This is a genomic window from Vibrio sp. 10N.261.51.F11 (assembly GCF_041471665.1).
GTDB classification, from domain to species: domain Bacteria; phylum Pseudomonadota; class Gammaproteobacteria; order Enterobacterales; family Vibrionaceae; genus Vibrio; species Vibrio crassostreae_C.
Genome location: NZ_JBFROW010000111.1, coordinates 1 through 11,112 on the forward strand (window position 1 = coordinate 1; position 11,112 = coordinate 11,112).

Here is an 11,112-nt window from a genome sequence, read left to right on the forward strand (position 1 = left end):
AAATAATGGTGCGGTCGGAGAGACTTGAACTCTCACACCTCTCGGCGCCAGAACCTAAATCTGGTGCGTCTACCAATTCCGCCACGACCGCAGCAAATCTTTATAGTCATACTGAATATTGGTGATTCAATAAAACGTTGTCTTTTCTTTCTCGAAGAAAGAATGGTGGCTACTGCGGGATTTGAACCTGCGACCCCATCATTATGAGTGATGTGCTCTAACCAACTGAGCTAAGTAGCCATCTGAGAGCGAGACAATATAATATAATCTTGCTTTCAATGCCATTATCTTTTTAAAGATAATTACACTTTAAATAGTGGCTGGGCTACCTGGATTCGAACCAGGGAATGCCGGCATCAAAAGCCGGTGCCTTACCGCTTGGCGATAGCCCAACAATGATATCTTAAAGACATCTCAATATGGTGCGGTCGGAGAGACTTGAACTCTCACACCTCTCGGCGCCAGAACCTAAATCTGGTGCGTCTACCAATTCCGCCACGACCGCGTTATTTCCTAAAAACTCTTTGTTACTAAAGACAAACTTTAATATCAAATAGAGTGCTTAGGAAATGGTGGCTACTGCGGGATTTGAACCTGCGACCCCATCATTATGAGTGATGTGCTCTAACCAACTGAGCTAAGTAGCCATTTCCATATTGTTGCTCATTTCGAAACGTTGCCGCTTCGCTGTGAACGGGGCGCATTATGCGGAGTTGAGTGAAACCCGTCAACTTTTTTTTTGAATAAATCGCGAATAAACATCTGTTCGGTTTCTTTTTAGGCAAAGAGGCGTATTTGTCGACAAAAAACAGGTCTAAAAGGCGATATATATAGGAAGTTAAGTTTCTGGTGAGGGACAATTTAGAAAGGGGAAAAACAAAAAGGCCAGTGAATTCACTGGCCTTTTTTCTAGATGTTTAATCAGAATTATACATTGAAGCGGAAGTGAACAACGTCACCATCTTTAACGATGTATTCTTTACCTTCAAGGCGCCATTTACCTGCGTCTTTCGCACCGCTCTCACCATTAAATTCGATGAAGTGATCGAATCCAACAACTTCAGCACGGATGAAACCTTTCTCGAAGTCTGTGTGGATCTTACCCGCTGCTTGTGGCGCAGTTGCACCTACAGGGATTGTCCAAGCACGAACTTCTTTAACACCAGCTGTGAAGTAAGTCTGAAGAGTCAGTAGTTCGTAACCAGAGCGGATCACTCGGTTAAGACCTGGTTCTTCGATACCCATATCCGCAAGGAACTCTTCGCGATCTTCGTCATCAAGCTCAGAAAGCTCTGATTCGATTGCTGCACAAACAGCAACAACAACGTTGTTTTCGTTTTCTGCGTATTCACGAACAGCGTCTAGGTATGGGTTATTTTCAAAACCATCTTCTGCAACGTTTGCGATGTACATTGTTGGCTTAAGCGTTAGGAAGTTTAGGTAGCCGATTGCTGCCGCTTCTTCTTTGCCAAGTTCAACAGTACGTGCCATACCACCTTCAGTTAGAACTGGAAGTAGCTTTTCTAGTACAGTGATTTCGAATTTAGCGTCTTTGTCGCCGCCTTTCGCTTTCTTCGCGTTACGTTGAATTGCACGCTCACAGCTGTCTAAGTCAGCCAGCGCAAGTTCTAGGTTGATCACTTCGATATCTTCAATTGGAGATACTTTGCCAGCAACGTGAACAATGTTTTCATTTTCAAAGCAGCGTACAACGTGACCGATAGCGTCAGTTTCACGGATGTTAGCTAGGAATTTGTTACCAAGACCTTCACCTTTAGATGCGCCAGCAACTAGGCCCGCGATATCTACGAATTCCATTGTCGTTGGAAGGATCTTCTGTGGATTAACAATTTTTGCTAATGCATCTAAGCGTAGATCTGGAACCGGAACGATACCTGTGTTTGGTTCGATCGTACAAAATGGAAAGTTTGCTGCTTCGATGCCTGCTTTAGTCAGTGCGTTAAACAGAGTTGACTTACCAACGTTTGGTAGACCAACGATGCCACATTTAAAACCCATGATATAAACCTTATTCTGCTTTGAACGTATGTAAGCGATTTTGTGCTTTTGGTAGGCCATCTTTTAATAAGATGTCTAGGCTGCGAACCGATTCGTCAACGACGGCCTCGATACACTCTTGCTCTTTTTGAGGAGCTTTGCCTAATACATAACCTGCAACTTTATCTTTGTGTCCTGGATGGCCGATGCCTAATCTAAGACGATAGAATTCTTTATTGTTACCCTGCTTGCTGATGATGTCTTTCAGACCATTATGTCCGCCATGACCACCACCTTTTTTAAACTTTCCAATACCAGGAGGCAGATCTAACTCATCGTGAGCGACCATGATCTCTTCTGGTTTAATTTGGTAGAACTTTGCTAAGGCTGCAACTGCTTTGCCTGACAAGTTCATAAAAGTCGTTGGGATCAGCAAACGAAGATCTTCACCGTGAACCATGATACGACCCGTTAGGCCAAAGAACTTTGGTTCGTTCTTTAGTGTCACGTTATGTACACGCGCTAATTCTTCAACTACCCAAGCGCCCGCGTTGTGGCGAGTTTTGGCGTATTCTGGACCTGGATTAGCCAGTCCAACGAGAAGTTTTATTTGTTGGCTCAAGGTATGGATCTCTCTTGGGATTTCAAAAAGCGCCGTATGATATCACAGTTTATGAAAAAGGTGCGAGCTAGCTGATAGCTGCGCGATTATTCCTGTTTGTGATAACTAGCAGTGCAATATTACTCAGACATAAAAAAAGCACTTCATTGACTGAAGTGCTTAATATCTTTCTCTCGCGTGTTTCTAAAACCAAGCTTTTGTAAAAAAAGCTATTGGGCTTTGATTAGTTGAACATCGCTGAGATTGATTCTTCGTTGCTGATACGACGAATCGCTTCAGCAAGCATGCGAGAAAGGCTAAGTGTTGTCACTTTACCCGTCGCAGCCATCTCTGGAGATAGAGAGATAGAATCCGTTACGATAACTTGGTCTAGAACAGAGTTCTTGATGTTGTTCGCAGCAGTACCAGAGAAAACAGCGTGAGTTGCGTAAGCGAATACACGCTTAGCACCGCGCTCTTTAAGCGCTTCAGCTGCTTTACATAGTGTGCCACCCGTATCGATCATGTCATCAACGATAACACAGTCACGACCTTCAACATCACCGATTAGGTTCATTACTTCAGAAACGTTAGCACGTGGACGACGCTTATCAACGATAGCGATGTCAACATCACCTAGCGCTTTAGCCGTTGCACGAGCACGTACAACACCACCAAGGTCTGGAGAAACCACTACTGGGTTTTCTAGGCCACGGTTAGCCATGTCTTCTAGAAGAACTGGAGTGCCGAAGATGTTATCAACAGGTACATCGAAGAAGCCTTGGATTTGCTCTGCGTGTAGGTCGATAGTAAGAACGCGGTCAACGCCAACGTTAGAAAGGAAGTCTGCAACAACTTTTGCAGTAATTGGCACACGAGCAGAACGTACACGACGATCTTGACGGGCATAACCGAAGTAAGGGATTACAGCAGTAATACGGCCAGCAGAAGCACGGCGCATTGCGTCAATCATTACCACCAATTCCATAAGGTTGTCATTGGTTGGTGCACAAGTTGATTGAATCAGGAATACATCGCTACCACGAACGTTTTCATTGATTTGAACAGCGACTTCGCCATCAGAAAAACGGTCTACAGTAGCATCGCCAAGAGAGATGTATAGACGATCAGCAATACGTTGGGCTAGTTCAGGTGTTGCGTTACCAGCAAATAGCTTCATATCAGGCACGGTGGAAACCTCGGGTTGCGTCCAGTTTTAAATAGATTGTGGGTGGGCTGATTGGTATTCAGCCAGAGTTTCTTTTAAAGGAGAAATGTTTCTTCCTTTCGCTACGAAAGCGGAAACTGTGTCAGGCAGTTGTTCTCGCACCAATTCGGCTTCTTTTTTGCTGTTAAATTCAGCAAAAACGCACGAACCTGTACCAGTCAATCTCGACGGCGCGTATTGTAGCAGCCATGAAAGTTGCTTATCAACCTCTGGGTACAGCATTCGCACAATTTTTTCGCAATCGTTTACGTATTCTTGCTCTAGAAGCGTTGCTAGCGCTCGCTTTGGCGTATTTCGAGTTAATTCTGAATGTTTGAATATGTCTGCAGTTGCTATGCTCACTTGAGGTTTGGCGACTAGATACCATTTTTCATCCGGATTAGCTGGTGACAATTGTTCTCCAACCCCTTCAGCAAAGGCGGCGTGGCCTCGAACGAAGACAGGAACGTCAGCACCAAGCTTCAAACCGATCTCGGCGAGTTGATCGTCTGACAGGTTGAGTTGCCATAAATAATTCAGAGCGACCAACACGGTTGCTGCATTTGAAGAGCCTCCGCCAATACCGCCACCCATAGGCAGTACTTTCTTGAGTTCAATATCGGCACCGAAACAGGTTGAGGTATATTGCTGTAGCGCAGTAGCGGCTTTCCAGATCAGGTTGTCTTCAAGTGCTACCCCAGGGATTTCTGGTGTGATTGTTATCGAGCTAGTTTCTGAGTTTGCGGTAACCGTCAGTTCATCACCAAAATCGACAAACTGAAATAAAGTTTGAAGTTCGTGATAGCCATTGTCACGTCGACCAGTGATATAGAGAAATAAATTCAGTTTAGCCGGAGAAGGCCAATGGGTTGGCGTTGTTATCATCTTTTCAGTGTCCACTTCGAAACTACAATGTTGATTTTGTTATTGTCTTGCTTGAATGACAATCGAGTAGGGAGTGGGATTATCTCTACCTTAGTGTTGTCTTCACCCGATAGTTGCTTATTCGGCATCTCTGTATTGCGATAGTTAGCAAAACTCAGTGTCCATAATTGGTTGCTGACTTGTTTGGTGAGAGATTCAAGCGTGTTGGTCGTGTTCAATTGGTAGCTATCGGCTTGGTCTGGAATGCCAAGGAACCATTGTGGCAGGTGATCAATAGGGATCTGTAAACCTGTCAGCTGCTCAACCAAGACTGAAGCGCTCGCATGAGTAAATACTTGATCGCCATAGGTCACGACTTTTGCACCCGATGGATCTATGGTTAGGTTCAGTGCAGTTTGACCGAGAAAAGTAGTGAGCCTTAATTGACTTTGATTTGGTGAATGTTTCCAAATGAAATTTAGGCTTTGACGTTGCTCTGGAGAAATGTAAGCGAGCTTGCCTGAGGCTTGATAGTTGTCTATCTGTAAAAGCCGATCTTGATGACTTTGCCATTCAACGCTGGTTGGTTGTTCTGGGATAGACGAGCAACCCACCATAGTTATGGCCATAAAAATAAGAGACGCGATTTTGAGAAGCTTGCTCATGTTTGCTCACAACTTGTTCAAATTTATCTAAAAAACGCTTCAACTATAGCATTGAATTCACGAACTCAGGAAAACAAATCCCGCTTGCTCTTTAAATAGAGCCATGCATCAAGTAAAATTCGCCCCTTGTTTCCATTCCCTGATCGAGAACTTCTGATACATGTCTTTGCTTGCCGTAGGTATCAATCACAATACAGCGTCGGTTGAATTGCGAGAAAAAGTCGCTTTTGGTCCAGATAAATTATCTGAGGCACTCAAGCAACTTAACGCAAATGCACACGTGAATGGAAGTGTCATACTTTCTACCTGTAATCGAACTGAAGTGTATTGCGACGTTAAAGGCGTGGCTAAAAACAAACTCATCGATTGGTTGTCGGTTTTCCATCAAGTTAGCCCAGAAGAGCTAAAGCCAAGCCTTTATATCCATGAAGAGCAGGCGGCGATTAAACACTTAATGCGCGTTGCTTGTGGTTTGGACTCTTTAGTCTTGGGTGAACCGCAGATCTTAGGTCAGGTGAAGCAAGCGTATACGGACTCGCGAGAGAACAAATCCGTTGATGCTTCAATGGAAAAACTATTCCAGAAATCATTTTCTGTTGCGAAGCGTGTTCGAACTGAAACTGAAATCGGCGGAAGCGCGGTTTCTGTAGCTTACGCAGCCTGTACCTTAGCCAAGCATATTTTTGAATCCATCGCAGATTCAACCGTGTTACTGGTTGGTGCGGGTGAAACCATTGAGCTGGTGGCTAAGCACCTTTCGGCGAATGGCTGTACAAAAATGATTGTGGCGAACCGAACTCGAGAACGTGCTCTAGGGCTAGCAGAAGAATTTGGTGCTGAAGTGATCAGCCTGAATGAGATCCCTGATCATCTTCATCGAGCGGACATCGTAATTAGCTCAACCGCAAGTCCATTGCCTATTATCGGTAAGGGTATGGTTGAGACTGCTCTAAAAACAAGAAAGCATCAGCCGATGTTATTGGTTGATATTGCCGTTCCACGTGATGTGGAATCGCAGGTTGGTGATCTAAATGATGCCTACCTTTATTCGGTTGATGATTTGCAGTCGATTGTTGATGGCAATATCGAACAACGTAAAGTTGAAGCGATTCAAGCTGAAGCGATCGTCAGTGAAGAAAGTGCCGCGTTCATGAGTTGGATGCGCTCTTTACAAGCGGTAGACAGTATTCGAGATTACCGTAAATCGGCTAACGAAATCCGCGAAGAATTATTAAGTAAAAGTTTACAATCGCTTGCCGCTGGCGGTGACCCTGAAAAAGTTTTACTCGAGCTCAGCAATAAGCTCACAAACAAATTGATCCATGCTCCAACGCGCGCACTTCAAAGTGCAGCTGAGCAAGGAGAACCTGCAAAATTAATGGTCATTAGACAGAGTTTGGGCTTAGAAAACCCTCAATAATATTAGACCTCCAACAAGATAAGACATTATGAAAGCCTCGATTCTAGTAAAGCTTGAAACACTTGTTGAACGCTATGAAGAAGTTCAACATCTACTTGGTGATCCAGATGTAATCGGGAATCAAGACAAATTCCGTGCACTTTCGAAAGAATACTCTCAACTTGAAGAAGTGACAGCTTGCTTCCAGTCATACCAGCAAGCGAAAGAAGATCTAGAAGCTGCTGAAGAGATGGCAAACGAAGACGACGCAGAAATGCGTGAAATGGCTCAAGATGAAATCAAAGATGCGAAAGCAGCAATTGAGCGTCTGACTGATGAGCTACAGATTCTTCTTATTCCAAAAGATCCAAACGATGAGCGTAACTGTTTCCTAGAAATCCGCGCAGGTGCGGGTGGTGATGAAGCAGGTATCTTCGCGGGCAACCTGTTCCGTATGTACTCTAAGTTTGCTGAGAAGAAAGGTTGGCGTGTTGAAATCATGAGCAGCAATGCTTCTGAGCAAGGCGGCTACAAAGAGATGATCGCTAAGGTTAGTGGCGACGCTGTTTACGGCACCATGAAGTTTGAGTCAGGCGGTCACCGTGTACAACGTGTACCTGAAACCGAATCTCAAGGCCGTGTTCACACGTCAGCATGTACGGTTGCGGTTATGCCTGAGATCCCAGAAGCGGATCTTCCAGAAATCAAAGCGGGCGACCTTAAAATTGATACTTTCCGTGCATCAGGCGCGGGTGGTCAGCACGTTAACACCACGGATTCAGCAATCCGTATTACTCACTTACCAACGGGTACAGTAGTAGAGTGTCAGGACGAGCGTTCTCAGCATAAAAACAAAGCGAAAGCGATGGCTGTTCTTGCTGCTCGTATTGTTCAAGCAGAAGAAGAGCGCCGCGCGGCAGCGGTTTCTGATACACGTCGTAACCTACTAGGTTCGGGTGACCGTAGTGACCGTATTCGTACGTACAACTACCCACAAGGCCGTGTTTCGGATCACCGTATCAACCTTACAATTTACCGTCTTAACGAAGTACTTGAAGGTGACATGCAAAGCTTGCTTGATCCTGTACTTCAAGAGCACCAAGCCGATCAGCTTGCTGCACTTGCAGAGAACAACTAACCAGTATGCAGTCAGCATATACGGTTGAAAGTGCTTTAAAAGCAGCAATCGTAAAGCTTCAAGAGGGTGATAACACATCACCCTCTATTGATGCCGCGGTACTGCTTTGTCACGCCTTAGATAAACCAAGATCTTACCTACTGACTTGGCCTGAGAAGCATCTCACCTCTGAGCAAGAGTCTGAATTCAATGCCCTTCTAAAACGTCGCTTAACCGGTGAGCCTGTGGCTTACATTATCGGTGAGCGTGAGTTTTGGTCACTGCCGTTAAAAGTTTCCCCTTCTACATTAATCCCACGCCCAGATACCGAGCGTTTGGTTGAAGTAGCGTTGGATAAAACCTTTGGCAAGCAAGGCGCGATTCTCGATTTAGGGACAGGTACAGGTGCTATCGCGTTAGCATTGGCGTCTGAGATGCCGAATCGACAGGTGACGGGTATTGATCTTCGCCCTGAAGCGCAGCAGCTTGCGACAGAGAATGCACAGCGTCTCAACATCACCAATGCGACTTTTTTGCATGGTAGTTGGTTTGAGCCTTTGAGCTCTGAAGGCGTTGTGAAATTCTCTCTGATTGTTTCTAACCCGCCATACATTGAGAAGAATGATCCTCATTTGTCTCAAGGCGATGTGCGTTTTGAGCCGATCACAGCACTGGTTGCTGAAGAGAAAGGGCTTGCAGATATTCGATACATTTCTGAAAACGCACGTGGCTTTTTGGAAAATGAAGGTTGGTTAGCATTTGAACACGGCTATGACCAAGGTTTGGCAGTTCGTGAGATTATGCAGGCGCTCGGTTATCTCGATGTTGTCACAGAGAAAGATTACGGTGGTAATGACCGAGTGACATTGGGTCGTTACTGTTCATAGTTAGTGATTGTTAATCGTCTTGTGAGCAATGGATGATGAACTTGCTAAATTGATACCTTTAACTCGACAATACATTTAACCCGATAATGCATTTAACGCAGAAATACAGAGATTTTATGCAGAACTACAGAGCATTAACGGGTATTGTGAGGCTCGTGTTAACGAAAGCACATATAAAAATATAAAGGAATACCATGTACGAAGGTCTAAAACATTTTCACCTATTAACGATTGCTATAAGTGCGCTACTTCTCTCGATTCGTTTCGCTCTTATGATGGCTAACTCACCTAAGCTTAAGCATCCTTTCTTGCAGCGTTTCCCTCATATCAATGACTCGTTGCTATTGCTATCGGGTATTGGTTTGATTTTCATCACTGGCTTTATTCCATTTACACCAGCAGCACCATGGTTAACCGAAAAACTAACTTGTGTTATGGCTTACATCGCATTAGGTTTCTTTGCGCTTAAGCTAGGTAAAAACAAGCTACTGAGAGTATTCTCTTTCTTTGGTGCGCTTGGCTGGTTAGCGATGGCAGGCAAAATCGCAATGACCAAGACACCAACATTTTTCGGTTAACTATCTATGTACGAATTTTTTGATGAAGACTTTGACCAGCTAGAGTTAGCTGAAGGTGCATTGATCTTAAATAAAGCGATTAACCCAGAAACTCAAGACAGTTGGGCAGAGCAAGAGCTGGCGAGATTGTTAAAAGACGCCGAGTTTGCTTTGGTTAATGAAACCGATGAACAGCAGAAGTTTGAATCTTTTATTCGACTATTCTTTTATGAATGGGGTTTTGCTGGCGATAAAGATGCGTATTTCTCTTCGGAAAACGCGTTCATCGATAAAGTGCTTGAGAGAAAGAAAGGCATTCCAGTGAGTCTGGGGGCGATCTTTCTTTTTCTAGGTCGCAAGCTAGGCTTTCCTGTAGAGGGCGTCTCTTTTCCGACTCAATTCTTACTTAAAGTAAGTTGGTACGGGCAAGCTGCGGCCTACATTAACCCTTATAACGGTGAGTACGTTGGCGAACAAACGCTGCGAGCATGGCTAATTGGCCATGATGGCCCATTAGCTAAGGTGAAACCTGAGCACCTAGAAGTCGCCGACCACCCAACGATTATTGGTAAGTGGTTAGCCCTGCTCAAGAGTGCACTGCTGCGAGAAGAGCGTTATACACTTGCATTGAAGTGTACTGACCTTGCTTTGACGTTTGTACCTGATGACCCATATGAAATCCGTGACCGCGGTTTTATCTATCAGCAGCTAGACTGTCACCAAGTAGCCGCAACCGATTATCAATATTTTATCGACCAATGCCCAGATGACCCTGCATCTGAGTTACTGAAATCTCAAGTGAACGTCATGAACGAAAAGACAGTGGTAGTTCACTAATTAATAATTACTTAGAGAGAATATGATGGAACAAAAAACAGTTCACATTGGCGATATGCCAATTGCAAACGACAAGCCATTTACGCTATTTGCAGGCATGAACGTTCTTGAATCTCGCGATCTTGCTATGCAGATCTGTGAGCACTATGTAAAAGTAACCGAAAAGCTAGGCATCCCTTACGTATTTAAGGCGTCTTTTGATAAAGCGAACCGCAGCTCAGTTCATTCATACCGAGGTCCAGGAATGGAAGAAGGTCTTAAAATCTTCCAAGAGCTGAAAGATACTTTCGGCGTGAAGATCATTACTGATATCCACACAGAAGCTCAAGCTCAGCCTGTTGCGGATGTGGTTGATGTAATCCAACTACCTGCATTCCTAGCTCGTCAAACTGATCTTGTTGAAGCAATGGCTAAGACTGGCGCGGTAATCAACGTGAAGAAGCCTCAGTTCATGAGCCCGAATCAAGTTGGCAACATCGTTGATAAGTTCGCTGAGTGCGGTAATGACAACATCATCCTTTGTGAGCGTGGCGCTTGCATGGGTTACGATAACCTTGTTGTGGATATGCTTGGCTTTGGCGTAATGAAGAAGTCTTCAAACGGTAGCCCAATCATCTTCGACGTGACGCACTCTCTACAAATGCGTGACCCATCAGGTGCTGCATCTGGCGGTCGTCGTGAGCAAACGGTTGAACTTGCTAAAGCGGGTCTTGCTACGGGTATTGCGGGTCTGTTCATTGAAGCTCACCCAAACCCAGACCAAGCTCGTTGTGATGGCCCATCTGCGCTACCTCTAGACAAACTAGAGCCGTTCTTGAAGCAGATGAAAGCACTTGATGACCTTATCAAAGGCTTTGAGCATATTGATATTAAATAATTGAGATGGATGTGAAGTAACGGAAACGTTATTTAACAAAGTTGATCTAAGAAAGCCCAGTTCTCTGAATTGGGCTTTTTTTTAGGTTCATCGCGGATTAGCG

At 44.6% G+C, this 11,112-nt stretch carries 11 protein-coding genes and 5 tRNA genes; 6 read left to right on the forward strand and 10 right to left on the reverse strand.

Features of this window, described 5'->3' with window-relative positions:
* Window positions 1-6 precede the first annotated feature (6 nt).
* From AB4351_RS21980 to lolB, 10 genes are all read right to left on the reverse strand, one after another.
* Window positions 7-91: transfer RNA gene (locus AB4351_RS21980), tRNA-Leu, on the reverse strand.
* A gap of 72 nt (window positions 92-163) precedes the next feature.
* Window positions 164-240 (reverse strand) — tRNA-Met (locus tag AB4351_RS21985).
* A gap of 77 nt (window positions 241-317) precedes the next feature.
* Window positions 318-392: transfer RNA gene (locus AB4351_RS21990), tRNA-Gln, on the reverse strand.
* A 28-nt stretch (window positions 393-420) separates the two neighbouring features.
* A tRNA-Leu gene (locus AB4351_RS21995) sits at window positions 421-505 on the reverse strand.
* 65 nt (window positions 506-570) lie between these two features.
* Window positions 571-647 (reverse strand) — tRNA-Met (locus AB4351_RS22000).
* 280 nt (window positions 648-927) lie between these two features.
* Window positions 928-2,019: a redox-regulated ATPase YchF gene (gene ychF / locus AB4351_RS22005; RefSeq protein WP_010439159.1), complete on the reverse strand. Its 1,092-nt coding sequence runs from the start codon at window positions 2,017-2,019 to the stop codon at window positions 928-930.
* 10 nt (window positions 2,020-2,029) lie between these two features.
* Window positions 2,030-2,620 carry an aminoacyl-tRNA hydrolase gene (gene pth, locus AB4351_RS22010; protein WP_004739815.1) on the reverse strand — a complete coding sequence of 197 codons (591 nt, stop codon included), beginning with the start codon at window positions 2,618-2,620 and terminating at the stop codon, window positions 2,030-2,032.
* A gap of 223 nt (window positions 2,621-2,843) precedes the next feature.
* Window positions 2,844-3,788, reverse strand: coding sequence for a ribose-phosphate pyrophosphokinase (locus AB4351_RS22015; RefSeq protein ID WP_004739814.1), 945 nt, complete (start codon window positions 3,786-3,788; stop codon window positions 2,844-2,846).
* A gap of 27 nt (window positions 3,789-3,815) precedes the next feature.
* A complete protein-coding gene (gene ispE / locus AB4351_RS22020; protein ID WP_170962373.1) occupies window positions 3,816-4,691 on the reverse strand; it encodes a 4-(cytidine 5'-diphospho)-2-C-methyl-D-erythritol kinase in 876 nt (291 codons plus the stop codon).
* Entirely contained in the window at window positions 4,688-5,335 is a 648-nt protein-coding gene (gene lolB / locus AB4351_RS22025) for a lipoprotein insertase outer membrane protein LolB (protein ID WP_017067135.1), read from the reverse strand. Before lolB ends, ispE begins: the two co-directional genes overlap by 4 nt.
* 160 nt (window positions 5,336-5,495) lie before the next feature.
* On the opposite strand from lolB, the gene hemA reads away from it, so the two are divergent.
* From hemA to kdsA, 6 genes are all read left to right on the forward strand, one after another.
* Window positions 5,496-6,755 (forward strand): glutamyl-tRNA reductase, encoded by a 1,260-nt coding sequence (hemA, locus tag AB4351_RS22030; protein WP_017062312.1) that lies wholly within the window; start codon window positions 5,496-5,498, stop codon window positions 6,753-6,755.
* A gap of 28 nt (window positions 6,756-6,783) precedes the next feature.
* Window positions 6,784-7,872, forward strand: coding sequence for a peptide chain release factor 1 (prfA, locus tag AB4351_RS22035; RefSeq protein ID WP_017062313.1), 1,089 nt, complete (start codon window positions 6,784-6,786; stop codon window positions 7,870-7,872).
* Window positions 7,873-7,877: 5 nt separating this feature from the next.
* Window positions 7,878-8,738 carry a peptide chain release factor N(5)-glutamine methyltransferase gene (gene prmC / locus AB4351_RS22040; RefSeq protein ID WP_017062314.1) on the forward strand — a complete coding sequence of 287 codons (861 nt, stop codon included), beginning with the start codon at window positions 7,878-7,880 and terminating at the stop codon, window positions 8,736-8,738.
* A gap of 194 nt (window positions 8,739-8,932) precedes the next feature.
* Window positions 8,933-9,316, forward strand: coding sequence for a SirB2 family protein (locus AB4351_RS22045; protein ID WP_009848726.1), 384 nt, complete (start codon window positions 8,933-8,935; stop codon window positions 9,314-9,316).
* 6 nt (window positions 9,317-9,322) lie between these two features.
* Window positions 9,323-10,132: a SirB1 family protein gene (locus AB4351_RS22050; protein WP_017064164.1), complete on the forward strand. Its 810-nt coding sequence runs from the start codon at window positions 9,323-9,325 to the stop codon at window positions 10,130-10,132.
* Between the two features lie 22 nt (window positions 10,133-10,154).
* Entirely contained in the window at window positions 10,155-11,009 is an 855-nt protein-coding gene (gene kdsA / locus AB4351_RS22055) for a 3-deoxy-8-phosphooctulonate synthase (protein ID WP_017069619.1), read from the forward strand.
* Window positions 11,010-11,112: the final 103 nt, after the last annotated feature.